Below are 26753 nucleotides of genomic sequence, written 5' to 3'. Positions count from 1 at the left end.
TCGGCTGGGGCATGCTTGCCCCGATGAGGGGTGCCACAGCCGACGCGCTGACCGAGATCGAGCGGGAGATCGACGCTCCCGGGGGCGGGCTCGACCGGCTCCGGCTGGTGCGGATCCCGTTCGTCCCCGAGGTCCGGCTGCACCTGGCCGAGGACGCCATCGTCTGGTGGGCCCGGATGGAGGCGCAGGCCGGGCACGCCCTGCCCGCGCCGTACTGGGCCTCGGTCTGGGCCGGTGGCCAGGCCCTCGCGCGCCACCTGCTCGACCACCCCGACCTCGCGGCCGGCCGCCGGGTGCTCGACCTGGCCGCCGGGTCCGGCCTGGTGGCGATTGCGGCCGCGCTCGCCGGCGCCGAGCGGGTGCTCGCCAACGACATCGACCCCTACGCGGTCGCGGCGGTCACCGTCAACGCCCGGGCCAACGACGTGACGGTCGCGACCACCGGCGGCGACCTGCTCGACTCCGATCTCGGCGGGGTGGACCTGCTGCTGGCCGGGGACGTCCTCTACGACGCGACGATGGCGGCGCGGGTGCTGCCCTTCCTGCGCCGGGCTGCCGCCGGCGGCGCCGAGGTGCTGGTGGGCGATCCCGGGCGGGGCCACCTGCCGCCGGGCGTGCTGGCGACGGTGGCGAGCTATCCCGTGCCGACCACCGAGCCCTCCGTGGACTCGACCGTGCGCCGGGTGCAGGTGCTGCGCCCCCGGTGACCCCGGGCTCTCAGGGTCGACCCCGAGCCCGATACCAGGGGGCGGTGGGGGATCGGACCCGATGTCCGGGGTGGCCGGGCGGCCATAGCGTACGGGCATGGCGGATTGGCTGACCCAGATCGGAGAGCTCCCCACCACCCTGCTCATGGGGGTGCTCGGGGTGGTGATGCTCTTCGACGCCGTACCGCTGCTCGGGGTGCTGGTCCCCGGCGACGTGGCGATCCTGGCCGCGATGGGGGTCGGCGGCCCGACCACGGGTGCCGCCACCTTCGCCGTGGTGGTGGCCGGCTGCCTCGCCGGCTGGTCGCTGAGCTTCCTCGCCGGCCGGCGGTACGGCGACCGCCTGCGGCACAGCCGCCTCGGCGACTGGATCGGCGAGGCACGCTGGGCGGCGGCGGAGGGGATGCTCCAGCGCGGGGGCGGCCGGATGGTGCTGGTAGCGCCCTTCCTGCCGGTGTTCAACGCGCTGCTGCCGCTGGCGGCGGGCGGGCTGCGGATGTCGTACCCGCGCTTCCTCGGCTGCGCGACGCTCGGCGCGGCGGCCTGGGCCGGTCTCTACCTGGTGCTGGGCACCGCCTCGCGGTCGCTCGCCGGGCTGCTGCCGGGAGAGTCCAGCCCGATGCTGGTCACCATGGCGGTCGGCCTGCTGTTGGCGGGCGCGGTGCTGATGGGCACGCGGCGCCGGGTGCGCGCGGTCACCGGGGCCTGACCCGGCGTCCGACTGGGGACGCGGAAGCCGGGGAACCCGACGGGGGGAGCGGGGCCGGGCGCGGATCGCGCCCGGCCCCGCTGAGGTTCACCAGCCCCGGGCGCGCCACTGGGGCAGCGCGGGGCGTTCCGCGCCGAGCGTGCTGTCCTTGCCGTGACCCGGGTAGAACCAGGTCTCGTCGGGCAGCCGGTCGAAGAGCTTGTGCTCGACGTCGTCGATGAGCGCCGAGAACCGCTCCGGATCCTTGTCGGTGTTGCCGACCCCGCCGGGGAAGAGACTGTCGCCGGTGAACAGGTGCGGCGACCCCGCCGGGTCGCGGTAGAGCAGCGCGATCGAGCCGGGGGTGTGGCCCTTGACGTGGATGACCTCCAGGGCGCAGTCGCCCACCGGCACGCTGTCGCCGTCGGCGAGCGTCCCGGCCTCGATCGGCAGCCCGGCCGCGTCGTCGGCGTGCACCAGGGGCCGGGCACCGGTCTTGGCGACCACCTCCTCCAGCGCCACCCAGTGGTCCATGTGCTGGTGGGTGGTGACCACGGTGGCCAGTCCCGCGTCGCCGACCAGTTCGAGCAGCCGGGGCGCCTCGTTCGCGGCGTCGATCAGCACCTGCTCGCCGGTGGCCCGGCAGCGCAGCAGGTAGGCGTTGTTGTCCATCGGGCCCACCGACACCTTCGTGATGGTGAGCCGGTCGAGCTCGCGTACGGCCGGCGCGCCGCCGGGCGTGACGTCTCCGCTGTAGGTCATGAGGTCGTCTATATCCATTCCGGTGGTTGCGGCAGAGGGCCGTCGGGGGTGACGGTCAGCACGGTGCCCGGGCTGCGGCCGATCAGCCAGGCGGCGAGTTCGGGGGCGGCGCCGGTGACCGTGGGCGCGGCGGTCCGGTCGCCGACGACGAGTTCGTGCCGGCTGCCGTCGAAGCGCAGCACCATCGGCGGCACGTCGGCGCGGTCGGCGAGGTCGCCGACCACCTCGTGCAGCAGCCGGTGGCCGAACGCCTCGGGCCAGTCGGCCGGCTGGTAGCCGGCGTCGAGGTCCACGTGGTGCACCTCGATCTCGCGCAGCCGGCCCCAGACCAGCATGGCCGCCGGCCAGGGGCCGCGCCGCGTCTGGACGGTGGCCGCCCACGCCTCGACCGGCATCGCGGCGACCGCCTCGGCGAACCGGACGGCCGAGCGGCGCAGGTCGTCCAGGTGGGCGGCGGGCGGGCGGGCCGCCCCGGCCTCGATGTCGGCGTCCCGGGCCGCCGCGGAGGCGTACATCGGGATCGGCTCGCCGGTGCGGGCCGCGACGAGCAGGTTGACGAAGCCGTCGGCGTTGCGGGCCAGGTGGGCCAGGACGTGCCCCCGGCTCCACGCCGGCAGCAGCGAGGCGGCGGCGAGGTCGGTGTCGTCGAGGGCGGCCGCGGTCCGCAGCAGACGGTCCGTGGCCGCGTCCACCTCGCCCGTCAGCAGAAGCGGATCCGTGGTCACCCACCGACCCTATCCGCCGGGGGACTCCGCGTCGCCGGGGAAATCGCTTTCGGCGCGTCGCGGCGCGTCCTACCGTCGGCGTGTAACGCGGCACCGGACGGCGGGGAGGTGGTGACCATGCCGGCAGCAGCACGCGTGCGTCAACCGCTCCGACACCGATGAGGATGCCATGACCATCGACCTGACCGCCCTCGGCTGGGATGCCGAGCGGGCGGCACACGTACCGCGACGCGGCGGGCACCGACCGGGCCGGGTGGCCCGGGTGGACCGCGGCGTCTGCACCGTGCTCTGCGCGGACGGCCCGGTCCGCGCCACCCTGGGCGGGGCGGTCCTGGCCGCCGCCGCCCGCGACCTGACCCGCCTGCCCTGCGCGGGGGACTGGGTGCTGCTGGGCACCTGGCCCGACCGCAACGTCACCGTGGAGGCGGTGCTGCCGAGGCGCACCGCCCTCGTCCGGCGGACCGCCGGCAAGGACGCCAGCGGCCAGGTGCTGGCCGCCAACCTCGACGCCGCCGCCGTGGTGGAGCCCGTGCACCCCGAGCCGGACGTCGGCCGGATCGAACGGCTGCTCTCCCTGGCGCACGAGTCCGGCGCCCGGCCGCTGGTCGTGCTCACCAAGGCCGACCTGGCGGCCGACCCGGAGGCCGTCGCGCGCCAGCTCGCCGGGATCGCCCCCGGGGTGCCGGTGCTGGCCGTCAGCGCCGAGCGCGGCACCGGGCTCGACCCGCTGCGCGCCGAGGTGGCGCCCGGCCGCACGCTCGGCCTGCTCGGCCCGTCCGGCGCGGGCAAGTCGAGCCTGGTCAACGCGCTGGCCGGGGCGGCGCTGATGCCGACGCAGGCGATCCGGCGCGTCGACGGCAAGGGCCGGCACACCACCACCTGGCGGGCGCTGCTCCCGGTGCCCGGCGGCGGCGCCGTGCTGGACACCCCGGGGGTACGGGCGGTCGGCCTGCTCGACGGCTCGGCGGGGCTCGACCGGGCGTTCGCGGACATCGCCGAGCTGGCCACCGGCTGCCGGTACGCCGACTGCGGGCACGACGGGGAGCCCGCCTGCGCGGTGCGCGAGGCGCTGGAGACCGGCGAGCTGCCGGCGCGGCGCTGGGAGAGCTGGCGCAAGCTCCAGCGGGAGCTGGCCTTCGAGAGCCGGCGGCGGGAGGTCCGGCTGGCCGCGCAGCGGCGTGGCGGCTGGCGCGCGGGCCGGCGGCGGGCGGCCCGCCCCTGACGGAGGTACCACGGGCGGGACCGGTCGTCGACCGGTCCCGCCCGTTTCTTCAGGGCCGGCTTCTTCGCCCGCTGCGGATCGGCTTCCTCGGGCGCTGCGACCCGCTTGCTCGGGCGCGGCGGGCCGGCCTCCTCGGGCGCGGCGGACCGGGCTGAGCTGGGGGAATGTGCCGGCGAGGGAAGTTGTCGTACCTCGGGGCTAGAGTTGCCGAGGCGCCTTTCTGCGCGCCCACAACCACTCAGACAACCGCTCAGAGCAGCCTTGGAGCGGACATTTCCTCCTCATCTTCTTCACCCGGGAGTACACGGACAGTGGCCGACCGACTGATCATCCGTGGCGCGCGCGAGCACAACCTGCGTGACGTCAGTCTCGACCTGCCCCGGGATGCCCTGATCGTGTTCACGGGGCTCTCCGGGTCGGGCAAGTCGAGCCTGGCCTTCGACACGATCTTCGCCGAGGGGCAGCGCCGCTACGTCGAGTCGCTGTCGTCGTACGCGCGGCAGTTCCTCGGCCAGATGGACAAGCCGGACGTCGACTTCATCGAGGGCCTGAGCCCGGCGGTCTCCATCGACCAGAAGTCCACCTCGCGCAACCCGCGCTCGACGGTGGGCACCATCACCGAGGTCTACGACTACCTCCGGCTGCTCTTCGCCCGCATCGGCGAGCCGCACTGCCCGGTCTGCGGCGAGCGGATCTCCCGGCAGACCCCGCAGCAGATCGTCGACCGGGTCCTCGCGATGACCGAGGGCACCAAGTTCATGGTGCTCTCGCCGGTGGTGCGCGGCCGCAAGGGCGAGTACGTCGACCTCTTCGCCGAGCTCCAGGCCAAGGGCTACGCCCGGGCCCGGGTCGACGGCGTGGTGCACCCGCTGACCGAGCCCCCGAAGCTGAAGAAGCAGGAGAAGCACACGATCGAGGTGGTGATCGACCGCCTCACCGTCAAGCCGAGCGCCAAGCAGCGGCTGACCGACTCGGTCGAGGCCGCCCTGGGCCTGTCCAACGGCCTCGTCCTGCTCGACTTCGTCGACCTGCCCGAGGACGACCCGGACCGCGAGCGGCGCTACTCCGAGCACCTGGCCTGCCCCAACGACCACCCGCTGGCGATCGAGGACCTGGAGCCCCGGGTCTTCTCCTTCAACGCGCCCTACGGCGCGTGCCCCGAGTGCACCGGCCTGGGCACCAAGAAGGAGGTCGACCCCGAGCTGGTCGTCCCCGACCCGGAGCGCACCCTGCGCGAGGGCGCGGTCCAGCCCTGGTCGACCGGGCACAACCTGGAATACTTCCTGCGCCTGCTGGAGGCCCTCGGCGCGGCCGAGCACTTCGACGTCGACACGCCCTGGCGGGCCCTGCCGTCGCGGGCGCAGAAGACGATCCTGCACGGCTCCGACGACCAGGTGCACGTGCGCTACCGCAACAAGTTCGGCCGCGAGCGCTCCTACTACACCGGCTTCGAGGGCGTGGTGCAGTGGATCGAGCGCCGGCACACCGACACCGAGTCGGAGTGGTCGCGGGAGAAGTACGAGGGCTACATGCGCGACGTGCCCTGCGCGGCCTGCGGTGGCGCCCGGCTCAAGCCCGAGGTGCTCGCGGTCACCCTGGCCGGCAGGAGCATCGCCGAGGTCTGCAACCTCTCCGTCGGCGAGGCCGCCGACCTGCTCGCCGGCATCGAGCTGACCGACCGGCAGAAGATGATCGCCGAGCGGGTGCTCAAGGAGATCAACGCCCGGCTGAAGTTCCTGCTCGACGTCGGCCTCGACTACCTCTCCCTGGACCGCCCGGCCGGCACCCTCTCCGGCGGCGAGGCGCAGCGCATCCGGCTGGCCACCCAGATCGGCTCCGGCCTGGTCGGGGTGCTCTACGTCCTCGACGAGCCGTCGATCGGGCTGCACCAGCGCGACAACCACCGGCTGATCGAGACCCTGGTCCGGCTGCGCGGCCTGGGCAACACGCTGATCGTCGTCGAGCACGACGAGGACACGATCCGCACCGCCGACTGGATCGTCGACATCGGCCCGGGCGCGGGCGAGCACGGCGGCAAGATCGTGCACAGCGGCTCCGTGCCCGCGCTGCTGGAGAACCCGGAGTCGGTGACCGGGGCCTACCTGTCGGGCCGCCGGTCGATCCCGACGCCGCAGGGGCGCCGCGCCCAGACCCCGGAACGCGAGCTGGTGGTGCACGGCGCGCGCGAGCACAACCTGCGCAACCTGACAGTGTCGTTCCCGCTCGGTCAGCTCATCGCCGTCACCGGGGTCAGCGGCTCCGGCAAGTCGACGCTGGTCAACGACATCCTCTACGCGGTACTGGCCAACCAGATCAACGGCGCCCGGCTGGTGCCCGGCCGACACACCCGGGTCTCCGGGCTGGAGCACGTCGACAAGGTGGTCGGCGTCGACCAGTCGCCGATCGGCCGCACCCCGCGCTCCAACCCGGCCACCTACACCGGGGTCTGGGACCACGTCCGCAAGCTCTTCGCCGAGACCACCGAGGCCAAGGTCCGGGGCTACGGCCCCGGCCGGTTCTCGTTCAACGTCAAGGGCGGCCGCTGCGAGGCGTGCTCCGGCGACGGCACCATCAAGATCGAGATGAACTTCCTGCCCGACGTGTACGTCCCGTGCGAGGTCTGCAAGGGCGCCCGCTACAACCGGGAAACCCTGGAGGTGCACTACAAGGGCAAGACCGTCTCCGACGTGCTGGAGATGCCGATCGAGGAGGCGGCCGAGTTCTTCTCCGCCATCCCGGCCATCCACCGGCACCTCAAGACGCTTGTCGACGTCGGCCTCGGCTACGTCCGGCTCGGCCAGCCCGCGCCCACGCTCTCCGGCGGCGAGGCGCAGCGGGTCAAGCTCGCCTCCGAGCTGCAGAAGCGCTCGACCGGGCGGACGGTCTACGTCCTCGACGAGCCGACCACCGGCCTGCACTTCGAGGACATCCGCAAGCTGCTGATGGTGCTCGAAGGGCTGGTCGACAAGGGCAACACGGTGATCACCATCGAGCACAACCTCGATGTCATCAAGACGGCCGACTGGCTGATCGACATGGGCCCCGAGGGCGGTCACCGGGGCGGCACGGTGCTCGCCACCGGCACCCCCGAGGATGTCGCCGAGGTGCCCGGCAGCCACACCGGCCACTTCCTGCGCCAGGTGCTCAGGCTCGACGGCGACGCGAAGGGCGCGGCGGCGGCCACCTCCAGGGCGGCCAAGGCCAACGGCACCAAGTCCACCCGCCCCCGCAAGGCGCCGGCCGGGGCGCGCTGACCGCACGCTCCCAGGTCGCGTGGCCCGGGCAGTCGCCCCGGCCACGCTGGCACGGGGCGGATCGCCGACGGGGCCACCCGGGGCGGGCCCACGGCCCACCCCCCGGGTGGCCCTCGGTCGCCGATCAGGTGAACCGTCGGGCAGAGTGATCCGTGTACCCGAGTGTGGCCGCGGATCATGACCAGGCGGCGGCAGCCGAGAGAAGGGCGAGGCATGAGTGACGATCAGGGGCTGACCGGGCCGGCGACGCGGACGCGACGCGCCCTCCTCACGGGCGCGGGCGCGGTCGGCGCGGCGGTGGTCCTGGCCGCCTGCGGCAGCGACGACTCCGGCGACGGGGCGGCCCCGACCAGCGGTGGTCCGGCGGTGCCCAGCACCGGTGACGCCGGCGGCGGCGACCGTCAGGGCGCGCAGTCGCTGGCCCGTACGGCCGACATCCCGGTCGGCGGCGGCACCGTCTATCCCGCCCAGGGCGTGGTGATCACCCAGCCGCGCGAGGGGGAGTTCAAGGGGTTCGACTCGATCTGCACCCACCAGGGCTGCCCGGTGACGAACGTCGACGGCGGCACCATCAACTGCACCTGCCACTTCAGCAAGTTCTCGATCGAGGACGGCTCGGTGAAGGGCGGCCCGGCCACCAAGCCGCTGCCGCCTAAGAACGTCAAGGTCACCGGCGACCAGATCTCGCTGGCCTGACCCGTCGGGTGCGGCCGGTGACCCGAACCGGGCCGCCGGCCCCGCTCAGTCCGCGGCGGCGCCCGCGTCGACCGCCGGCGGCCGCTCGACCGCTGCCGGCCGCTTGCCCGTCGGCGGCGGCTCGCGCAGGGCGGCCGGCGGCAGGCCCCGCTCCAGCAGCAGGATGCCGGCGACGCCGACGGCGTTGAGCAGCGCCAGCACCAGCCAGGGCGCGGCGGTGCCGACCTCGTACAGGGTGCCGAAGAAGGCCGGCGCGACCATCGAGGCGAGGGCGAAGGAGTACTGGAAGGCCGCCAGGTAGCGGCCCCGGGCGGCGATCGGGGCGGCGGCCGCGGCCAGCGCGGCGGACGCCGGCGCGTGCACCAGCTCCGCGACGGTGAACAGCAGCGTCGCCGCCACCAGCAGCGCGGCCACCACGCCGAGGCGCCCCGGGCCGAGGGTCGCCATGGCGAGGCTCCAGAGCGTCCAGAGGGCGGCGGCCAGCGCGACCGCACGGGTGCGGCGGTGCCGCGGCAGGCGAGCGCCGACGGGCGCCGACAGCAGGGCCACGAGGAACGCGTTGCCGGCCAGGACGGCGGAGGTCAGCCACGCGGGGCCCCGCAGGTCCGTGAGCATCATCGTGGGCAGGGCCAGGCCGAGCATCATGGTGCTCAGCGCGAAGACGGTGTTCAGGCCGATGAGGGCGAGGAACGGGCGGTCCCGCAGCAGCGTGGCGTACCCGCCCCGCCCGGATCCCGCCGGGCGGTCGGTGGCCGGTGGGATCCGCACCCGGGCGGCGATGAGCACCGCGGCGAGGGCGAAGCAGGCCGCCGCCGCGTAGGCCACCGCGCGGTAGGTGCCGGCCCGCCCGTCGGCCACCACCACGCCCGTGGTCAGGCCCCCCACCGCCAGGCCGGCGGTACGGGCGCCGTTGCTGATGGCGTACCAGGTGTCCCGGGCCCAGCCGCCCGGGCTGCCGTCGGCGTAGTCGGCGACCGCCGTGAAGACGGCGGACCAGAAGAACCGCACGCCGACGGCGACCAGCGCCGCCGCCACGAAGACGCCGACCGGCCCCCGCACCCAGGCGTACGCCAGGTAGCCGGCGGCCTGGAGCAGCTGGGAGGCGACGACCACCGGCAGCGCCCCGAGCCGGTCCGCCAGCGATCCCGCCCACAGCGGCACCGGCAGGGTGAGCACGGTCGCCGCGCTGAGCAGCACCCCGAGCAGCGCCAGGGGCACGTCGGTGAGCCGCAGGAAGTACACAAGCGACAGGGGCAGGAAGAGCCCGTTGCCGACCGAGTCGACGGTGAGCGCCGCCACGAGGACGGCACTCCCTCGGCTGCGTACCGCGGGGTTCGCGCCCATGTCCCCGTCTCCCCCCCCCCGTGGTCGGCCGGCCAGGGGCGGATGTTAGCGGGGAGCGACTCCGGCGGCACCGGAGTTTCGGGTTGCCGGGGGCCGGCGGGCGGGGCGGGGCGGGGACGCGGCGTCCGGGGGGCTGTCGGGGGTGCGGACTAGGCTTGCTGCCGTGGCTGACCCCTCGACCTACCGTCCCGCGCCCGGCACCATCCCGGAGTCACCGGGGGTCTACCGGTTCCGCGACGGCACCGGCCGGGTGATCTACGTCGGCAAGGCGAAGAACCTGCGCAGCCGGCTCAACTCCTACTTCGCCGACCTGTGGGGCCTGCACCAGCGCACCCAGCAGATGGTCACCACCGCCGAGTCGGTGGACTGGGTCACCGTCGGCACCGAGGTCGAGGCGCTCCAGCTCGAATACACCTGGATCAAGCAGTACGACCCGCGTTTCAATGTCCGCTACCGCGACGACAAGTCCTACCCCTACCTCGCGGTCACCCTCGACGAGGAGTTCCCCCGGTTGCAGGTGATGCGGGGCGCCAAGCGCAAGGGGGTGCGCTACTTCGGGCCCTACTCGCACGCCTGGGCGATCCGCGAGACGCTCGACCTGCTGCTGCGGGTCTTCCCGGCGCGCACCTGCTCGGCGGGGGTGTTCAAGCGCGCCAGCCAGGTGGGCCGCCCCTGCCTGCTGGGTTACATCGGCAAGTGTTCGGCCCCCTGCGTCGGCAGCGTCACGCCCGAGCGGCACCGGGAGATCGTCGACGGTTTCTGCGACTTCATGGGCGGCCGCACCGACACGATGGTGCGCCGGCTCGAACGGGAGATGACCGAGGCCAGCGAGCAGCTGGAGTTCGAGCGGGCGGCCCGGTTGCGCGACGACGTGGCCGCGCTGCGCCGGGCGATGGAGAAGCAGACAGTCGTGCTCGGCGACGGCACCGACGCCGACGTGGTCGCGTTCGCCGACGACCCCCTCGAAGCGGCCGTCCAGGTCTTCCACGTGCGCGACGGCCGGGTCCGTGGCCAGCGCGGCTGGGTGGTGGAGAAGACCGAGGAGCTGAGCACGGGCGACCTGGTGCACCACTTCTGCACCCAGGTCTACGGCGGCGAGCAGGGCGAGGCCGACGTGCCGCGCGAGCTGCTCGTGCCGGCGCTGCCCGCCGACGCCGACGCGCTTGCCGACTGGCTCTCCGGCCACCGGGGCAGCCGGGTGAGCCTGCGGGTGCCGCAGCGCGGCGACAAGCGGTCGTTGCTGGAGACGGTCGAGCGCAACGCCAAGGACGCCCTGGCCCGGCACAAGCTGCGCCGGGCCGGCGACCTGACCACCCGCAGCAAGGCGCTCGACGAGATCACCGAGGCGCTCGACATGCGCACCTCGCCGCTGCGCATCGAGTGCTTCGACATCTCCCAGATGCAGGGCACCGACGTGGTGGCGAGCATGGTCGTCTTCGAGGACGGGCTGCCCCGCAAGAGCGAATACCGGCGCTTCATCATCCGGGGCGCCACCGACGACCTCTCCGCCATGTCCGAGGTGCTGCGCCGCCGCTTCGCCCGCTACCTCGACGCCCGCGCCGAGACCGGCGAGGCGGGCGTCGAGCCGGCCGACGACCCGGTCGCCCCGGCCGGGCAGCCCGCTCCCGGCGAGCCCCACGAACCCGGCGAGCCCCACGGACCCGGCGAGCCCAGCGCGCCCGACGAGTCCGGTGGGTCCGACGAGCGCGCCGTCGGCGTCCTGATCGACCCGACCACCGGACGGCCGCGCCGGTTCGCGTACCCGCCGCAGCTGGTGGTGGTCGACGGCGGCGCGCCGCAGGTCGCGGCGGCGGCCCAGGCGCTCGCGGAGCTGGGCGTCGACGACGTGGCGCTGTGCGGCCTGGCCAAGCGGCTGGAGGAGGTGTGGCTGCCCGACGACGAGTTCCCGGTCATCCTGCCGCGCACCTCGGAGGGGCTCTACCTGCTGCAACGGGTGCGCGACGAGGCGCACCGCTTCGCCATCACCTTCCACCGGCAGCGGCGCTCCAAGCGGATGACCGAGTCGGCGCTCGACAGGGTGCCCGGCCTGGGGGAGGTGCGGCGCAAGGCGCTGCTGCGGCACTTCGGCTCGCTCAAGCGGCTCTCCGCCGCCACCGTCGAGGAGATCACCGAGGTGCCCGGCGTGGGCCGGCGCACCGCCGAGGCGATCCTCGCCGCGCTGGGCGGCGAGGCGAAGGCCCCGGCGGCGGACTGACCCGCCGCCGTCGGCCCGCGCGCCGACGCCTGGCCGGGCCCGCGCAGCACCCGGTGCGACCCGAAGGCCAGGTGCACATCGCGGCCGGTGGCGCGGCCGGCCGTCACTCGGCCAGGACGGCCAGGATCTGCTCGCCGTACTTCGCGAGCTTGTTCTCGCCGACGCCGCTGACCGCGGACAGCTCGGCCAGCGACGTGGGCGCGTCGGTGGCGATCTGCCGCAGCGTGGCGTCGTGGAAGATCACGTACGCCGGGACGCCCTGCTCCTTGGCGGTGGCCCCCCGCCAGGCGCGCAGCCGCTCGAAGACCCCGGCGGCGGTCGGGGACAGCTCGGCGACGACGGTGGCGGCCCCGCGTGGCTTCGCCGACCGGGACGAGGCGATCTTCTCCGGCTCGCGGCGCATCATCACCGTGCGGCGGCGGCCCAGCACCTCCGCGCTGGCCTCGGTGAGGGCCAACGTGCCGTAGTCGCCCTCGACGGCCAGCAGCCCCTCGGCCAGCAGTTGCCGCACCACACCGCGCCACTCGGCCTCGCGCAGCTCGCCGCCGATGCCGAAGACGGTCAAAGAGTCGTGGCCGTACTGGGTGACCTTGTCGGTCGTGCGGCCGAGCAGGATGTCGACGCAGTGCCCCGCGCCGAAGCGCTGGTTGCGTTCCCGGTCGAGCCGGAAGACCGTGGAAAGCAGCTTCTGCGCCGCGACGGTGCCGTCCCAGGACTCCGGCGGGCTGAGGCAGGTGTCGCAGTTGCCGCAGGCGGCTTCCGCCTTCTCGCCGAAGTAGTCGAGCAGCTGGCCCCGCCGGCAGCGGACGGTCTCGCAGAGGGCGAGCATCGCGTCGAGGTGGGCGGCGAGGTTGCGCCGGTGGGCAAGGTCCCCGTCGGAGGTCTCGATCATCTTGCGCTGCTGCACCACGTCCTGGAGCCCGTACGCCAGCCAGGCGGTCGACGGCAGCCCGTCGCGCCCGGCGCGGCCGGTCTCCTGGTAGTAGCCCTCGACCGACTTGGGCAGGTCGAGGTGGGCGACGAAGCGGACGTCGGGCTTGTCGATGCCCATGCCGAACGCGATGGTCGCCACCATCACCAGGCCGTCCTCGCGCAGGAAGCGCTGCTGGTTGCGCGCGCGCGTCGCCGCGTCCAGGCCGGCGTGGTAGGGCAGCGCGGCGACGCCGTTGGCGGTGAGGAACTCCGCCGTCTTCTCCACCGAGGCGCGCGACAGGCAGTAGACGATGCCCGCGTCGCCGGGGTGCTCGTCGCGCAGCAGGCTCAGCAGCTGCTTGCGCGGCTCGCGCTTGGGCACGATCCGGTACTGGATGTTGGGCCGGTCGAAGCTCGCCACGAAGTGCCGGGCGTCGGTGAGCTTGAGCCGGGTCGCGATCTCGTCGCGGGTCGCGCTGGTGGCGGTGGCGGTGAGTGCGATGCGGGGCACGTCGGGCCAGCGCTCGTGCAGCATCGACAGGGCGAGGTAGTCGGGGCGGAAGTCGTGCCCCCACTGCGACACGCAGTGCGCCTCGTCGATGGCGAACAGGGCGATCCTGCCCCGGTCGAGCAGCTGCTGCACCCCGCGGGTGCCCAACGCCTCCGGGGCGAGGTAGAGCAGGTCCAGCTCGCCGCCGACGAACGCCCGCTCCACCACGCGGCGGGCGTCGAGATCCTGGGTCGAGTTGAGGAAGCCGGCCCGCACCCCGACCGCCGTCAGCGCGTCGACCTGGTCCTGCATGAGCGCGATCAGCGGGGAGACCACCACCGCCACGCCGTCGCGGACCAGCGCGGGGATCTGGTAGCACAGCGACTTGCCGCCGCCGGTGGGCATCAGCACCAGCGCGTCGCCGCCGGCCACCACGTGGTCGATCACCTCCTGCTGGAAGCCGCGGAAGGCGTCGTAGCCGAAGACCCGGCGCAGCACCTCCAGGGCGTCGGCGGAGCGCAGGTCGGTGGGGGAAGCCATCCGGGGATTCTACGAACCTCCCCCGACAGCCGGCGGACCCGAGCGGGCGGGTCGCGGATCAGGGCGGACCGCCGGACCGGAGCGTCGCGGTCCGGCGGTCTCCGGGTCGCTCAGTCGGGCTGGGCGGAACGCCTGGCCAGCCCGCGCGGCGGGGCCTTCATCCCGACCACGATGTCGACGATCTCGATGTAGCGGGCCTTGTTGCCCATCCGGAACGCCGTGGCCGCCGCGTTGATCTCCTCCAGGGTGTCCGCCTCGACCATGGTCACCTGGTCGTAGCGGCCGTTGACCCCGGTGCAGACCACGTGGGTGAGCTGCTTGGCGAAGCGGCCCAGGTCGCGGGCGTGCTCGGCGGAGACCTCGTGGATGCCCTCCCGGCCCAGGGCGAAGTACTCCGGGTTGATCCTCATGAACAGGAAGCCGACGTATTTGTTCTTCTCCGCCAGATCGTGCATCCCGCCTCCCAGAAACCAGTCGCCACCTGCGGCGATCACGTGCAGCGTATGGACGGTGACTGATCGTCATCAAGGGGTCCGCCTGTCGGGAGCACGACCCTCGCGCCCAGGTCAAACCCTCCGTCGGGGCGGACGCCACCACGGCGGCGGCCGGGGACGTGCCGGCAACGCCCGGATGGTGCGGGATAGAGTCGCTGATTGACCACGCGCGGCCGGGGGTGCCGGCCGCGGCGCCACGGCTTGGGGGTAGTGGGTGAGCGAGGCGCGTACGGCCGAGGAACGGGGCGCGACGGTGACCGGGCAGCAGACACCGGCGGAGTCGGACACCACCCTGGTGGTGGTCACCGGGCTCTCCGGCGGCGGTCGCAGCACGGTGGCGAGGGCGTTGGAGAACGTCGGGTTCTACGTGGTGGACAACCTGCCGCAGGCGCTCATGCTCGACATGGCCGAGCTGGCGTTCAAGGCGGGCGGGGCGGCCCGGCGTACGGCGATGGTGCTGGACGTGCGCTCGCGCGCCTTCTCCACCGACCTGGCGGGGGCGATCCGGGAGCTGAAGGAGCGCGGCTTCTCGCCCCGGGTGGTCTTCGTCGACGCCGACGACGAGGTGTTGATCCGGCGGTTCGAGAGCGTCCGGCGCTCGCACCCGTTGCAGGGCGACGGGCGGCTCGCCGACGGCATCGCGGTGGAGCGCGGCCTGCTGGAGGAGGCCCGCGACCAGGCCGACGTGATCATCGACACCAGCCACCTGAACGTCAACCAGCTGCGTCGCCGCGTCGAGGAGCTCTTCGGCGGCGAGGACGCCCGCCGGCTGCGGGTCACCGTGCTCTCCTTCGGCTTCAAGTACGGCCTGCCGCCGGACGCCGACTTCGTGCTCGACGCCCGCTTCCTGCCCAACCCGTACTGGGTGCCGGAGTTGCGCGAGCACACCGGCCGGGAGGAGGCGGTCAGCTCGTACGTGCTGGGGCAGGAGGGCGCGGAGGCCTTCGTCGGGTCGTACGCCGACCTGGTCAACGCGACCACAGTCGGCTTCGAGCGGGAGGGCAAGCGCTACCTGACGGTGGCGGTCGGCTGCACCGGCGGCAAGCACCGCAGTGTGGCCATCGCCGAGGAGCTGGCCGCCCGGCTGCGCCACTCGGGTCTGGCCGCCAACGCGCAGCACCGGGACCTGGGGCGCGAGTGACGGCGACGCGTGTGGTCGCCTTCGGCGGCGGGCACGGCCTGTCCGCCTCGCTGCGCGCCCTGCGCCGCTGCGCTCCCGAGCTGGACCTCGACATCACGGCGGTGGTCACCGTCGGCGACGACGGCGGCTCCAGCGGCCGGCTGCGGGCCGAGCGGGGCGGCCTGCCCCCGGGCGACCTGCGGCAGGCGCTGGTCGCGCTGGCCGGCGACCATCCGGCCACCCGGCGCAGTGCCAAGCTCTTCCAGCACCGCTACGCCGAGGTGTCGCCCGCCGCTGGCGGCCCGGCTCCCGCCGGGGGCGGAGCGGCGGGCCGCCCACCGGTCTCCGGTACCGGACGGGCCCCTTCCGACCCGGGGCCGGCCGGGGGCGCCGAAGGGACGCCCGGAGGGGCGGCCGGTGGGGCCGCCGGAGGACGGGCGGGTGCCGGTGCGGCCGGCCGGGCGGGCGGCGAGGCCGGCGGGCTGGCCGGGCACGCGGTGGGCAACCTGGTGCTCTGCGGGCTGATGGAACTACTCGGCGACCCGGTGGCCGCCCTGGAGCACGCCGGCGCGATGCTCGGCGCGGTCGGCCGGGTGCTGCCGATGTCGTGCGAGCCGGTGGGGATCGAGGCGCGGGTACGCGGCGCCGACCCGGGCCGGCCGGACGAGGTGCGCACGATCACGGGCCAGCACCAGGTCGCGGTGACCACCGGCCGGGTGGAGTCGTTGCGGCTCACCCCGGTCGCGCCGGAGGCCTGCCCGCAGGCGGTCGCCGCGATCGGCGCCGCCGACTGGCTGATCTTCGGGCCGGGCAGCTGGTACACGAGCGTCCTGCCGCACCTGCTGGTGCCGCAGCTCGCAGCCGCGATCGTCGCCAGCCCGGCGCGGCGGCTCGTCACGCTGAACCTCGCCGCAGAGAAGGAGACCTCCGGGCTCTCCCAGGCCGACCATCTGGCCGCGCTGCGCTCGTACCTGCCGGAGCTGAGGGTCGACCGTGTGGTCGCCGATTCCAAGGCGGCGGGTGACCCCGAACCGGTCGAACGTGCGGCAGAATCGCTGGGTGCCCGCCTGGTCCTCGCTCCCGTCGCGGTCACCGACGGCACTCCCCGTCATGATCCGGCCGCCCTGGGCGCCGCACTGGTGCCTGTCCTGGGCGCCGATCGTTAGACACGTACGTAATCTCCGGCGACACGCCGGAACAGGTCCGTGAGGGGACGCACAATGGCGATGACGGCTGCGGTCAAGGACGAGCTGAGTCGGGTCGACGTGCCCAAGCCCTGCTGCCGGCGGGCGGAGATGGCGGCGCTGCTGCGCTTCGCCGGCGGGCTGCACATCGTCTCCGGTCGGGTCGTGGTGGAGGCCGAACTCGACACGGGGGCGGTGGCCCGGCGGCTGCGACGGGAGATCGCGGAGGTCTACGGCTATCCGAGTGAGATCCACGTGCTCGCGTCCGGTGGCCTGCGCAAGGGTAGCCACTTCATCGTGCGGGTGGTCAAGGACGGTGAGGCCCTCGCGCGGCAGACCGGGCTGCTCGACGTGCGCGGGCGTCCGGTGCGGGGGCTGCCGCCGCACGTCGTCGCCGCGAACGTCTGTTGCGCGGTGTCGGCCTGGCGCGGCGCGTTCATGGCGCACGGCTCGCTGACCGAGCCGGGCCGCTCCAGCGCGCTGGAGATCACCTGCCCGGGTCCGGAGTCCGCGCTGGCCCTGGTGGGCGCGGCCCGGCGGATCGGCATCACCGCCAAGAACCGCGAGGTGCGCGGCGTGGACCGGGTGGTGGTCAAGGACGGCGACGCGATCGCCGCGCTGCTCACCCGCATCGGTGCCCACTCCAGCGTGCTGGCCTGGGAGGAGCGCCGGGTGCGCCGCGAGGTGCGGGCCACCGCCAACCGGCTGGCCAACTTCGACGACGCCAACCTGCGCCGCTCGGCGCGGGCCGCGGTCGCCGCCGCCGCCCGGGTGACCCGGGCGCTGGAGATCCTCGCCGAGGACGCGCCCAACCACCTCACCTCCGCCGGCCGGCTGCGCCTGGAGCACCGGCAGGCCTCGCTGGAGGAGCTGGGCGCGCTGGCCGATCCGCCGCTGACCAAGGACGCGATCGCCGGCCGGATCCGCCGGCTGTTGGCGCTGGCCGACAAGCGGGCCCGGGACCTGGGCATCCCGGATACGGAAGCAGCAGTCACGCCCGACATGCTCGTGGTCTGATAGGACGGTGCGGGTCGGCGGCGCCGGTGGGGTCACCACCCGGCGCTGCACTGCGCCGCACGCTCGGATAAGGTCGCTGCGTACGGCAAGGGGGCCGGCACAGGCACTCCTCGCCGTGCACACCGCCTCGGGCGGTCAGGTCCTTCGAGACCGCGGCGGGGTGGCCGAGATGAACCGTCAACGGCCGGCTCCAACGGTCGGCGCACACACCTCCGCCGGCCCGGGTCTTACGCCGGCGGACCAGAACGCAAGGAGATGGGACCTGTGACCATCCGGGTTGGCATCAACGGCTTCGGCCGGATCGGCCGCAACTTCTTCCGGGCAGTGCTGGCGTCCGGCGCTGACATCGAGGTCGTGGCGGTCAACGACCTGACCGACAACGCGACGCTCGCCCACCTGCTCAAGTACGACAGCATCCTGGGTCGTCTGCCGCACGAGGTGAAGGCCACCGCCGACGAGATCACCGTGGGCGGCAAGACCATCAAGGCGTACGCCGAGAAGGACCCGTCGAAGCTGCCGTGGGGCGACGCCGGCGTGGACGTGGTCATCGAGTCCACCGGCTTCTTCACCGACGCCACCAAGGCGAAGGCGCACGTCGACGGCGGGGCCAAGAAGGTCATCATCTCCGCCCCGGCGAAGAACGAGGACGTCACGGTCGTCATGGGCGTCAACCACGACCAGTACGACCCGGCCAAGCACACCATCATCTCGAACGCCTCCTGCACCACCAACTGCCTGGCGCCGATGGCGAAGGTCCTGCACGACACGTTCGGCATCCAGCACGGCCTGATGACGACGATCCACGCGTACACCCAGGACCAGAACCTCCAGGACGCGCCGCACTCCGACCTGCGTCGGGCCCGCGCCGCCGCCCTGAACATCGTGCCGACCTCGACCGGCGCGGCGAAGGCGATCGGCCTGGTGCTGCCGGAGCTGAAGGGCAAGCTGGACGGCTACGCGCTGCGCGTGCCGATCCCGACCGGCTCGGCCACCGACCTCACCGTCGACGTCGCCCGGGAGACCACCGTGGACGAGGTCAACGCCGCGCTGAAGGCCGCCGCCGAGGGCCCGCTCAAGGGCATCCTGGTCTACAACGAGGACCCGATCGTCTCCGCCGACATCGTCACCGACCCGGCGTCGTGCATCTTCGACGCGCCGCTGACCAAGGTCGTCGGCAACCAGGTCAAGGTCGTCGGCTGGTACGACAACGAGTGGGGCTACTCGAACCGCCTGGTCGACCTGGTCAAGCTGGTCGGCCAGTCCCTGTGACGAAGCCGACGGTCACGAACGGAGGCCTGGCCTAAGTGAGCATCCGTACCCTCGACGACCTGCTCGCCGAGGGGGTGTCGGGTCGGCGCGTGCTGGTGCGCGCCGACCTGAACGTCCCGCTCGACAAGCAGACCGGTGACATCACCGACGACGGCCGGATCCGCGCCGTGCTGCCGACGCTCGGCGCGCTGGTGGAGGCCGGCGCCAAGGTGGTCGTCTGCTCCCACCTGGGCCGCCCGAAGGGCGCGCCGGACCCGCAGTTCAGCCTGAGCCCGGTCGCCGGCCGCCTCGGGGAGCTGCTCGGCACGCGGGTGCACTTCGCCACCGACACCGTCGGCGAGTCCGCCCGCTCCACCGTGGACGCGCTCGCCGACGGCGAGGTCGCGCTGCTGGAGAACCTGCGTTTCAACAAGGGCGAGACCAGCAAGGACGACACCGAGCGGGGCGCCTTCGCCGACCAGCTCGCCGCCTTCGGCGACGCGTACGTCGACGACGCGTTCGGCGCGGTGCACCGCAAGCACGCCAGCGTCCACGACGTGCCGGCCCGGCTGCCGCACGTCGCCGGCCGGCTGGTGCTGCGCGAGGTGGAGGTGCTGTCCCGCCTGACCGGCGAGCCGGAGCGCCCGTACGTCGTGGTGCTCGGCGGTTCGAAGGTCTCCGACAAGCTGGCGGTGATCGAGGCGCTGCTGCCGACGGTCGACCGGCTGCTCATCGGCGGCGGGATGTGCTTCACCTTCCTCAAGGCGCAGGGCCACGAGGTGGGCTCCTCGCTGCTGGAGGAGGAGATGGTCGAGACCTGCCGCAGCCTGCTGGAGCGCTCCGAGGGCAAGATCATGCTCCCGGTCGACGTGGTGGCCGCGGACGCGTTCGCCCCGGACGCCGCGCACGACACCGTGCCGGCCGACGGCATCCCCAGCAAGCGGGTCGGGCTCGACATCGGGCCGGAGACGGTCGCCGGCTTCGCCGCCGCCCTCAAGGGCGCGCGGACGATCTTCTGGAACGGCCCGATGGGCGTGTTCGAGATGCCGGCGTTCGCCCACGGCACCCGCGGGATCGCCGAGACCATCGCGAAGAGCGAGGCGTTCACCGTCGTCGGTGGCGGTGACTCCGCCGCCGCGGTGCGGGCGCTCGGGCTGGACGAGTCGTCCTTCGGGCACATCTCCACCGGCGGTGGCGCCTCCCTGGAATACCTGGAGGGCAAGACCCTCCCCGGCATCGCGGCCCTGGAGAACTGATGGCGAGCGTCACCCGCCGGCCCCTGATGGCCGGCAACTGGAAGATGAACTGCAACCACCTCGAGGCCAACCTGCTGGTGCAGAAGCTGGCGGCCAGCCTCACCGAGAAGCAGCTCACCGACGTCGAGACGGTGGTCCTGCCGCCGTTCACCGACCTGCGTACGGTGCAGACCGCCGTCGACGGCGACAAGCTGCTCATCGGCTACGGCGCGCAGGACCTCTCGCCGTACGCGTCGGGCGCCTACACCGGGGAGATCTCCGGCTCGATGCTGGCGAAGCTCGGCTGCACCTACGTGGTGATCGGGCACTCGGAGCGGCGGGCCTACCACCACGAGGACGACGCGCTCGTCAACGCCAAGGTGCAGGCGGCGCTGACCAACGGGCTCACCCCGATCCTCTGCGTGGGGGAGGGACTCGACGTCCGCGAGCAGGGCACCCACGTGGCGCACTGCAGCGAGCAGCTCGACGGCGGCCTGAAGGGGCTCACCGCCGAGCAGGTGGAGAAGGTCGTGGTGGCGTACGAGCCGGTCTGGGCGATCGGCACGGGCAAGACTGCCACCCCGGAGGACGCCCAGGAGGTGTGCGGCGCGGTCCGTCAGCGCCTGGCCGAGTCCTTCGGCCAGGACACCGCCGACAAGGTCCGGGTCCTCTACGGCGGGTCGGTCAAGTCGTCGAACGTCGCGGCGATCATGGCTCAGCCGGACGTCGACGGGGCGCTCGTGGGCGGCGCGAGCCTGGACGCCGAGGAGTTCGCGAAGATCTGCCGGTTCCCGGAGCACATCTCCCGCTGATCGCTCGCTATCCTTGACTCCGCCCGTCCGTCGGTCGGTGCCACCGTGCCCGATCTGCCCGGGCGAGGATCGTAACGAGAGGACTGACCCCAGCCATGCCGATCTGGTTCGCATACACGTTGATCGTGTTGCTGGTCATCACGAGCGTTCTGTTGACCATGCTGATCCTGCTGCACCGCGGTAAGGGCGGCGGGTTGTCGAGCATGTTCGGCGGTGGCGTCAGCTCCAGCCTCGCCGGTTCCTCGGTGGCGGAGAAGAACCTCGACCGCTACACCGTCCTGGTGGGCATCGTCTGGTTCGCCTGCATCGTCGGGCTGGGGCTCTGGCTCCGCCTCCAGATGGCCAGCGGCACGGTCTGAGCCCGCCAAGTCGTACAATCTGCGCGCGGTCCGTCGTCGACGGGCCGCGCGCAGTCCGTCTTACCCGCTGCACCGCGTCGCCCGCCGCCCTCTCCGCGGCGGTTCCCCTCCGACGACAGGAGCGAGCAGCCGTGCCCATCGGCAACGTCATCCCGGGCACCCGGGTCGGATCCGCGCCCGAACGCCACCAGCCGGCCCCGTGCCGGACGGTGACCTACTGGTGCCGCAACGACCACCAGACCGCGATCCGGCTCGCCGCCGAGGTCGAGGTGCCGCAGGTGTGGGACTGCCCGCGTTGCGGCCTCCCCGCCGGCCAGGACGCGCAGAACCCGCCGGGCCGCGTCCGGCCCGAGCCCTACAAGACCCACCTGGCGTACGTGAAGGAGCGGCGCACCGCCGAGGAGGGCGAGGCCATCCTGGCCGAGGCCCTCGCCGCCCTGCGCCGCCGCCGGGGCCGCCCCACCGGCTAGGCGGGTGTAAGGAAGGGCCCCTTCTCAACGTTATGCGTCGAGAAGGGGCCCTTCCTTACACCTCAGCGCAGGCTGCGGAAGCGGGCGGGGACGTCGGCCGCCGCCGCCCGGTCCAGCAGCCAGAGGGTCCGGCCCGTGCCCTGTACGCCGGCCGCCGGCAGTTGCACCGGCCCCGCCCCGGCCAGCGCCATGCCGACCGCCCGTGCCTTGTCGGCCCCGCCGGCCACCAGCCAGACCTCCTCGGCCGTGTTGATCGCCGGAAGGGTCAGCGTGGTCCGCACCGGCGGGGGCTTCGGGCTGCCCCGCACCGCGCTGACCGGCCGGCTGTCGTGGTGCACCGGATGCTCGGGGAAGACCGAGGCGACGTGCCCGTCCTCGCCGACACCCAGCATCAGCACGTCGAAGTGGGGGAGCGCGGCGTGTCCCGGCCGCGCCGCGCGGGCCAGTTCCTCGGCGTAGCGGGCCGCCGCCTCCTCCGGGTCGGGCCCGGCCGGACCGTCGGAGGCCGGCATCGGGTGGACCCGGGCCGGGTCCAGCGGCACCGCGTCCAGCAGCGCCGCTCGGGCCTGGGTCTCGTTGCGCTCGGGGTCGCCGGTGGGCAGGAACCGCTCGTCGCCCCACCAGACGTCCACCCGGGACCAGTCCACGGCGTCGCGGGCCGGCAGCGCCGCCACCGCCCGGTGCACCGCTGCGGCTATCCGCCCGCCGGTCAGCACCACCGACGCCTGGCCCCGCTCGGCCTGCGCGTCGAGCAGCTTGACCACCAACCGGGCGGCCACCGCCTGGGCCAGCAGGTCTGCGTCGGCGTGGACGGCGACACTCGCCTCACTCATCTGTGTGCCTTCGTTTCTCCGGCCGCCGCGCGGCCGGTCCTCCGTGGTGCCCCGGGTAGTCGGGCGCTCAGCGCTCGGCGCTCGTTCCCACGTGCGCGGTGACCCCCGCCTCGGCCCGCTGGGCCGTGGCCGGGTCCTTCCAGACGTGCACCCGCTGCGGTGGGCGCTGGTCGAGGTCGGCCAGCCCGGCCGCCGTGCCCAGCGCCTCCGCGTAGACCTGGTCGGCGTCGAGCCGGCGCAGCTCCTCGGCCAACTCGTCGCCGAGGGGCCGCCGGACGAGCGGCAGCTGCCGGTCCTCCTGGCCGGTACGCCGGAACGTCGCCACGCTGTCGTCCCGGCTCAGCGTCAGCGTGTCGCCGTTGGCGCAGCGCAGCTGCACCTCCCGCATCCGCGGCGACGCGTCGGTGTGCTCCCACACCGGCTCGATGCCGAGGCGCGCGGCCAGCCAGCCCTGCATCAGCGCGGCGGTCGGGTCGGTGGGCGGGCCCACCACGGTCGCCTCCGTCACCTTGGCCTGCGTGGTGTCGAACGCGCCCGCCACGAGCGTGCGCCACGGGGTGATCCGGGTCCACGCCAGGTCGGTGTCGCCGGGCGCGTAGTCCCGGGCCCGCTGGCGCATCGCCTCGATCGGGTCGGCGGCCTGCGCGCAGTCGGTGATCCGCCGGTCGGCCACCACGCCGAGGAAGTCCGTGGCGATCTCGGCCGGCGGCTCGCCGTGCCACCACGTCACCACCGGCACGTCCGGCACCAGCAGCGGCATCACCACCGACTCCGCGTGCAGGGCGAGTCGCCCGTACATCCGGGTGACCACCGCCTCGCACGGGCCGAGCCGGCCGCCGACGACGATCTCCGCGTCCAGCCGGTTGCGCTCGCGCTCCACGTCGGTGCGGACGACCACCAGTAGCCGGCAGGGGTGGGCGGCGGCCGCTATCGTCGCCGCCGCCTCCGCCTCGCGGACCCGCTTCTCGTCCACCACCACGATCAGGGTGAGCGCCATGCCGCTGGCCACCCCGCCCGCGCTGCGCCGCTCGGCGGCCAGCGCCTTGACCACCTCGTTCCCGGTGGTGTCCCACAGGCCGATCAATGGAGCCTCCTGGTCTGCTCGCTGCGCCCGGTCACGGCACCTGCCTTCGTTCGCGGCTGCGGGGCTCGCAGGACCGGCTCACTCCTCACGCCCGCCGCCACGCCCGGCCCTCGCGGGCCAGCATCTCGTCGGCGGCGCGGGGACCCCACTCGCCGGCCCGGTACGGCTCCGGCTTCGTGCCCGCCCACGCGCGCTCCAGCGGGTCCACCACCTGCCAGCTCTGCTCGACCTCGGCGGCGTCGGGGAAGAGGGTACGGTCGCCGATCAGCACGTCCAGCACGAGCCGCTCGTACGCCTCGGGGCTGGCCTCGGTGAACGCCTCGCCGTACTGGAAGTCCATCGCGATGTCGCGGACCTCCATCGTGGTGCCGGGCACCTTGGAGCCGAACTTGAGCACGACGCCCTCGTCCGGCTGCACCCGGATCACGAGCTGGTTGTTGCCGAGCGACTCCATGTCGGCCTCGTTGAACGGCAGGTGCGGCGCCCTCTTGAACATGATGGCGACCTCGGTGACGCGGCGCGGCAGCCGCTTGCCGGCCCGGATGTAGAACGGCACCTCCGCCCAGCGGCGGTTCTGGATGCCGAGCCGGACGGCCACGTAGGTCTCCGTGGTCGAGTCCTCCGGGACGCCCTCCTCCTCCAGGTACCCGACGGCACGCTCGCCCCCCACCCAGCCGGGCAGGTACTGGCCGCGCACGGTGCCCTCGGCGACGTCCTTGGGCAGGGTGATCGCCCGGAGCACCTTGAGCTTCTCCGTGCGGATCTCGTCGGCGTCGAAGCTCGTCGGCTCCTCCATCGCCACCAGCGCCAGCAGTTGGAGCAGGTGGTTCTGGAACACGTCGCGGGCCGCGCCGGCCGAGTCGTAGAAGCCGGCGCGGGTGCCGATGCCGACGTCCTCGGCCATGGTGATCTGCACCGAGTCGACGTACTTGGAGTTCCACAGCGGCTCGAACAGGTTGTTGGCGAACCGCAGGGCGAGGATGTTCTGGACGGTCTCCTTGCCCAGGTAGTGGTCGATACGGAAGACGTCCTCGCGGGTGAAGACGTCGTCGACCAGGTCGTTGAGCGCCTTCGCCGAGGGCAGGTCGTGCCCGAACGGCTTCTCCACCACCACCCGGCGCCAGCCGCCGGACTTGGCGTTGTCGGCCATCCCGGTGCGGGCCAGCTGCTTGAGGACCACGGGGAACGCCGCCGGGGGGATGGAGAAGTAGAAGGCGGCGTTGCCCGGGATCCCGTGCGTCTGGCGCAGCTCGTCCAGCATCTCGGAGAGGTGGTCGAACGCGGCGTCGTCGTCGAACGATCCGCCGACGAACTTGATGTTGCCCACCAGCCGCGCCCACACCTCCTCCCGCCAGGGGGTGCGGGCGTGCTTCTTGGCGGCCTCGTGGGCGAGCGACTCGAAGTCCCCGTCGCCCCAGTCCCGCCGGGCGAAGCCGAGCACGGCGAAGCCCGGGGGCAGCAGCCCCCGGTTCGCCAGGTCGTACACGGCCGGGAGGAGCTTCTTGCGGGCCAGGTCACCGGTGACGCCGAAGATCACCAGAGCGCACGGCTCCGGGATCCTCGGCAGCCGGCGGTCCTGCGGGTCGCGCAGCGGGTTCACGCCGCCTCCTCGCTCCGCGTCATCCACGGTCCTCATCGTCACGCCCGCAACGCCCCGACGGCATCGAGCAGCTGGGCCACGCCCGCCGACCGGTCGGTCAGGTGCAGCCGGACCACCGGGCGCTCCCGCTCGGCCAGGGCCTGCCGGTCGCCGGCGGCCTGCGCCGCCTGCAACTGCCCGAAGGTGTAGGGCCTGCCCGGCACCGGCAGGTCGTCGACGACCGCGCCGGTGAGCTGGAGGTAGCTGCCGACCTGCGGACCGCCCTTGTGGTACTGGCCGGTGGAGTGCAGGAAGCGCGGGCCCCACCCGAAGGTGACCGGCCGGCCGGCGGCACCGGCCAGCAGCGGCCGCAGCCGGGCCGCGTCGGCGTCGGCGAACCGGTCGAGGTACGCCATCACCGCGAGGTAGCCGTCGTCGCCCGTCGCGTCGACGAGCTGGCGGAGCACGCCGGCCAGGTCGCCGGGGGCGCCCTGCGGCGCGTACACCTCGATCGCGCCCTCGGTGAACGACGGCGTCTCCGCCGGCGGACCCGAGGCGAGGATGCGGTTGGTGTTCTCCTTGGACTCGGTGACGTTGGGCTGGTCGAACGGGTCGATGCCGAGCACCACACCGGCGATCGCGGTGGCGTACTCCCAGGCCAGGAAGTGCGCGCCGAGCGGGCCGTTGACGGCCACGTCGGCGTCCACGCCGCCGCCGGGGACGGCGCCGGCGGGCAGCGCGCCGCCGTAGGTCACGGTGAGCACGTCGTCGCCGGCGGCGCCGGGGCTCTGCGGCGACTCCACGACGACCGGCAGGATGCCGACCCCGGCCTTGCCGGTGGACTCGGCGATCAGCTGCTCGGCCCAGTCGCCGAGGCCCTCGATGCCGGTGCCGTCGGAGATCAGGGCGACCTTGTCCCGGCCCATGGTGGCCGCCGCCCCGAGGGCCGCGCCGAGCGCCAGGGCCGGGTTGTCGCGGTCCCCGCCCAGGGAGGCCGCCAGCGCCTCCGCCTCGTCGAGCAGCTCGGCCACCTCGACCCCGGCCAGCGCCGACGGGACCAGCCCGAACGCGGTCAACGCCGCATAACGGCCGCCGACGTTCGGGTCGGCGAGTACGGTGAAGGCACCCATCTCGGCGGCGGTGGCCTCCAGCGGCGAGCCCGGGTCGGTGACGACGACGAAGTGCCGGCCGGCCTCCGCCTCGGTCATCCCCGCGTCGAGGAACGCCTGCCAGTACGCCCGGCGGTGGCTGTCGGTCTCGACCGTCGAACCGGACTTGCTGGCCACCACGACCACGGTGCGTTCCAGCCGGTCGGCCAGCGCCGCCCGGATCTGCCCCGGGTCGGTGGTGTCGAGCACGGTCAGCGGCTTGCCGAGGGTACGGGCGATGACCTCGGGGGCCAGCGACGAGCCGCCCATCCCGGCGAGCACCACGTGGTCCAGGTCGGCCAGCTCCGCCTTCAGCTCGGCGAGCTGGGGGAGCAGCTCGCGGCTGCGCAGGTAGGTGTCCACCCAGCCGAGGCGGATCTTCGCCTCCGCCTCGGCGTCCGGACCCCACAGGGTCGGGTCCTTCGCGGCCAGCTTGCCCGGCGTGCCGGCGTTCACCAGCGCGTCCCGGGTGGAGGCGGGGGCCGACTTGTCGACGTTGTCGGCCCCGTGCACGGAGAGCCCGGCGGCGGCCTCGACCGCCCCGTTGAGCAGATCACTCACGCCGCCACCTCGCTCCGCTCGGCGGCGGCGCGAGGCGCCGCACTGCTGAGCCTG

Annotated in this window: 23 protein-coding genes; 14 read left to right on the top strand and 9 right to left on the bottom strand. The window is 73.7% G+C overall.

Annotation, left to right across the window (positions count from 1 at the left end; translation table 11 throughout):
* Positions 1 to 23 precede the first annotated feature (23 nt).
* Together AC0OO9_RS05025 and AC0OO9_RS05020 are read left to right on the top strand one after the other, a co-directional pair.
* Positions 24 to 707 (top strand): class I SAM-dependent methyltransferase, encoded by a 684-nt coding sequence (locus AC0OO9_RS05025; protein WP_484515938.1) that lies wholly within the window; start codon positions 24 to 26, stop codon positions 705 to 707.
* A gap of 97 nt (positions 708 to 804) precedes the next feature.
* Entirely contained in the window at positions 805 to 1416 is a 612-nt protein-coding gene (locus AC0OO9_RS05020; protein WP_421451819.1) for a DedA family protein, read from the top strand.
* Between the two features lie 87 nt (positions 1417 to 1503).
* Here AC0OO9_RS05020 and AC0OO9_RS05015 read toward each other — a convergent pair whose 3' ends face one another.
* Together AC0OO9_RS05015 and AC0OO9_RS05010 are read right to left on the bottom strand one after the other, a co-directional pair.
* On the bottom strand, positions 1504 to 2157 hold the full coding sequence (locus AC0OO9_RS05015; protein ID WP_484515937.1) for an MBL fold metallo-hydrolase: 654 nt from the start codon (positions 2155 to 2157) through the stop codon (positions 1504 to 1506).
* Between the two features lie 8 nt (positions 2158 to 2165).
* Positions 2166 to 2882 (bottom strand): maleylpyruvate isomerase family mycothiol-dependent enzyme, encoded by a 717-nt coding sequence (locus AC0OO9_RS05010; RefSeq protein ID WP_484515935.1) that lies wholly within the window; start codon positions 2880 to 2882, stop codon positions 2166 to 2168.
* Positions 2883 to 3051: 169 nt separating this feature from the next.
* Here AC0OO9_RS05010 and rsgA point away from each other — a divergent pair, with 169 nt between their 5' ends.
* The 3 genes from rsgA (at position 3052) to AC0OO9_RS04995 (ending at position 8054) form a co-directional block, all read left to right on the top strand.
* The gene (gene rsgA / locus AC0OO9_RS05005) at positions 3052 to 4104 is read left to right on the top strand and encodes a ribosome small subunit-dependent GTPase A (RefSeq protein ID WP_421451811.1); all 1053 of its coding nucleotides are present in this window, start codon (positions 3052 to 3054) and stop codon (positions 4102 to 4104) included.
* Positions 4105 to 4415: 311 nt separating this feature from the next.
* Positions 4416 to 7358: an excinuclease ABC subunit UvrA gene (uvrA, locus tag AC0OO9_RS05000; RefSeq protein WP_484515934.1), complete on the top strand. Its 2943-nt coding sequence runs from the start codon at positions 4416 to 4418 to the stop codon at positions 7356 to 7358.
* A gap of 213 nt (positions 7359 to 7571) precedes the next feature.
* On the top strand, positions 7572 to 8054 hold the full coding sequence (locus AC0OO9_RS04995; protein WP_151456977.1) for a Rieske (2Fe-2S) protein: 483 nt from the start codon (positions 7572 to 7574) through the stop codon (positions 8052 to 8054).
* A gap of 45 nt (positions 8055 to 8099) precedes the next feature.
* On the opposite strand, the gene AC0OO9_RS04990 is transcribed toward AC0OO9_RS04995, so the two are convergent.
* Positions 8100 to 9398 carry an MFS transporter gene (locus tag AC0OO9_RS04990; protein ID WP_484515932.1) on the bottom strand — a complete coding sequence of 433 codons (1299 nt, stop codon included), beginning with the start codon at positions 9396 to 9398 and terminating at the stop codon, positions 8100 to 8102.
* A 142-nt stretch (positions 9399 to 9540) separates the two neighbouring features.
* On the opposite strand from AC0OO9_RS04990, the gene uvrC reads away from it, so the two are divergent.
* Positions 9541 to 11613 carry an excinuclease ABC subunit UvrC gene (gene uvrC / locus AC0OO9_RS04985; protein WP_484515931.1) on the top strand — a complete coding sequence of 691 codons (2073 nt, stop codon included), beginning with the start codon at positions 9541 to 9543 and terminating at the stop codon, positions 11611 to 11613.
* 103 nt (positions 11614 to 11716) lie between these two features.
* Here the strand turns inward: uvrC and recQ are convergent, their stop codons facing one another.
* Positions 11717 to 13555 carry a DNA helicase RecQ gene (recQ, locus tag AC0OO9_RS04980; protein ID WP_484515929.1) on the bottom strand — a complete coding sequence of 613 codons (1839 nt, stop codon included), beginning with the start codon at positions 13553 to 13555 and terminating at the stop codon, positions 11717 to 11719.
* A gap of 110 nt (positions 13556 to 13665) precedes the next feature.
* Entirely contained in the window at positions 13666 to 14010 is a 345-nt protein-coding gene (locus AC0OO9_RS04975) for a hypothetical protein (protein WP_484515927.1), read from the bottom strand.
* A 292-nt stretch (positions 14011 to 14302) separates the two neighbouring features.
* Between AC0OO9_RS04975 and rapZ the strand changes: the two genes are divergently transcribed.
* The 8 genes from rapZ to AC0OO9_RS04935 all read left to right on the top strand — a co-directional run bounded on the left by rapZ (position 14303) and on the right by AC0OO9_RS04935 (position 21494).
* Positions 14303 to 15190 (top strand): RNase adapter RapZ, encoded by an 888-nt coding sequence (gene rapZ / locus AC0OO9_RS04970; protein ID WP_484517854.1) that lies wholly within the window; start codon positions 14303 to 14305, stop codon positions 15188 to 15190.
* On the top strand, positions 15187 to 16335 hold the full coding sequence (locus tag AC0OO9_RS04965) for a gluconeogenesis factor YvcK family protein (protein WP_484515926.1): 1149 nt from the start codon (positions 15187 to 15189) through the stop codon (positions 16333 to 16335). Before rapZ ends, AC0OO9_RS04965 begins: the two co-directional genes overlap by 4 nt.
* 54 nt (positions 16336 to 16389) lie before the next feature.
* Positions 16390 to 17370, top strand: a complete 981-nt coding sequence (whiA, locus tag AC0OO9_RS04960) for a DNA-binding protein WhiA (protein WP_088999356.1) — start codon at positions 16390 to 16392, stop codon at positions 17368 to 17370.
* Between the two features lie 264 nt (positions 17371 to 17634).
* The gene (gene gap, locus AC0OO9_RS04955) at positions 17635 to 18639 is read left to right on the top strand and encodes a type I glyceraldehyde-3-phosphate dehydrogenase (RefSeq protein WP_132240340.1); all 1005 of its coding nucleotides are present in this window, start codon (positions 17635 to 17637) and stop codon (positions 18637 to 18639) included.
* Positions 18640 to 18674: 35 nt separating this feature from the next.
* A complete protein-coding gene (locus tag AC0OO9_RS04950; protein ID WP_484515923.1) occupies positions 18675 to 19874 on the top strand; it encodes a phosphoglycerate kinase in 1200 nt (399 codons plus the stop codon).
* On the top strand, positions 19874 to 20665 hold the full coding sequence (gene tpiA, locus AC0OO9_RS04945) for a triose-phosphate isomerase (RefSeq protein ID WP_132240338.1): 792 nt from the start codon (positions 19874 to 19876) through the stop codon (positions 20663 to 20665). The genes AC0OO9_RS04950 and tpiA overlap by 1 nt, the downstream gene beginning before the upstream one ends.
* Before the next feature lie 95 nt (positions 20666 to 20760).
* Entirely contained in the window at positions 20761 to 21024 is a 264-nt protein-coding gene (secG, locus tag AC0OO9_RS04940; RefSeq protein ID WP_088999360.1) for a preprotein translocase subunit SecG, read from the top strand.
* Positions 21025 to 21155: 131 nt separating this feature from the next.
* Positions 21156 to 21494, top strand: coding sequence for an RNA polymerase-binding protein RbpA (locus AC0OO9_RS04935; protein ID WP_421451786.1), 339 nt, complete (start codon positions 21156 to 21158; stop codon positions 21492 to 21494).
* Positions 21495 to 21556: 62 nt separating this feature from the next.
* Here the strand turns inward: AC0OO9_RS04935 and pgl are convergent, their stop codons facing one another.
* The 4 genes from pgl to AC0OO9_RS04915 form a co-directional block, all read right to left on the bottom strand.
* Complete coding sequence (gene pgl / locus AC0OO9_RS04930; protein WP_484515921.1) at positions 21557 to 22327, bottom strand: 6-phosphogluconolactonase; 771 nt, start codon at positions 22325 to 22327, stop codon at positions 21557 to 21559.
* Positions 22328 to 22394: 67 nt separating this feature from the next.
* Positions 22395 to 23411 (bottom strand): glucose-6-phosphate dehydrogenase assembly protein OpcA, encoded by a 1017-nt coding sequence (locus tag AC0OO9_RS04925; RefSeq protein WP_484515919.1) that lies wholly within the window; start codon positions 23409 to 23411, stop codon positions 22395 to 22397.
* Between the two features lie 85 nt (positions 23412 to 23496).
* Positions 23497 to 25047, bottom strand: a complete 1551-nt coding sequence (zwf, locus tag AC0OO9_RS04920) for a glucose-6-phosphate dehydrogenase (protein ID WP_421451779.1) — start codon at positions 25045 to 25047, stop codon at positions 23497 to 23499.
* A 2-nt stretch (positions 25048 to 25049) separates the two neighbouring features.
* Positions 25050 to 26699, bottom strand: a complete 1650-nt coding sequence (locus AC0OO9_RS04915) for a glucose-6-phosphate isomerase (protein ID WP_484515917.1) — start codon at positions 26697 to 26699, stop codon at positions 25050 to 25052.
* Between the last annotated feature and the right edge of the window lie 54 nt (positions 26700 to 26753).

This window comes from Micromonospora sp. USAFONa4, assembly GCF_057197825.1.
This window is presented reverse-complemented; position numbering and strand designations above follow the sequence as displayed.

What these genes read in the sequence shown, in the direction of transcription:
- AC0OO9_RS05025 (WP_484515938.1), top strand. Translation starts at nt 24, where the DNA reads ATGAGGGGTGCCACAGCCGACGCGCTGACCGAGATCGAGCGGGAGATC.
- AC0OO9_RS05020 (WP_421451819.1), top strand. Translation starts at nt 805, where the DNA reads ATGGCGGATTGGCTGACCCAGATCGGAGAGCTCCCCACCACCCTGCTC.
- AC0OO9_RS05015 (WP_484515937.1), bottom strand. Translation starts at nt 2,157, where the DNA reads ATGACCTACAGCGGAGACGTCACGCCCGGCGGCGCGCCGGCCGTACGC.
- rsgA (WP_421451811.1), top strand. Translation starts at nt 3,052, where the DNA reads ATGACCATCGACCTGACCGCCCTCGGCTGGGATGCCGAGCGGGCGGCA.
- AC0OO9_RS04995 (WP_151456977.1), top strand. Translation starts at nt 7,572, where the DNA reads ATGAGTGACGATCAGGGGCTGACCGGGCCGGCGACGCGGACGCGACGC.
- AC0OO9_RS04990 (WP_484515932.1), bottom strand. Translation starts at nt 9,398, where the DNA reads ATGGGCGCGAACCCCGCGGTACGCAGCCGAGGGAGTGCCGTCCTCGTG.
- recQ (WP_484515929.1), bottom strand. Translation starts at nt 13,555, where the DNA reads ATGGCTTCCCCCACCGACCTGCGCTCCGCCGACGCCCTGGAGGTGCTG.
- AC0OO9_RS04975 (WP_484515927.1), bottom strand. Translation starts at nt 14,010, where the DNA reads ATGCACGATCTGGCGGAGAAGAACAAATACGTCGGCTTCCTGTTCATG.
- whiA (WP_088999356.1), top strand. Translation starts at nt 16,390, where the DNA reads ATGGCGATGACGGCTGCGGTCAAGGACGAGCTGAGTCGGGTCGACGTG.
- tpiA (WP_132240338.1), top strand. Translation starts at nt 19,874, where the DNA reads ATGGCGAGCGTCACCCGCCGGCCCCTGATGGCCGGCAACTGGAAGATG.
- secG (WP_088999360.1), top strand. Translation starts at nt 20,761, where the DNA reads ATGCCGATCTGGTTCGCATACACGTTGATCGTGTTGCTGGTCATCACG.
- pgl (WP_484515921.1), bottom strand. Translation starts at nt 22,327, where the DNA reads ATGAGTGAGGCGAGTGTCGCCGTCCACGCCGACGCAGACCTGCTGGCC.
- zwf (WP_421451779.1), bottom strand. Translation starts at nt 25,047, where the DNA reads ATGAGGACCGTGGATGACGCGGAGCGAGGAGGCGGCGTGAACCCGCTG.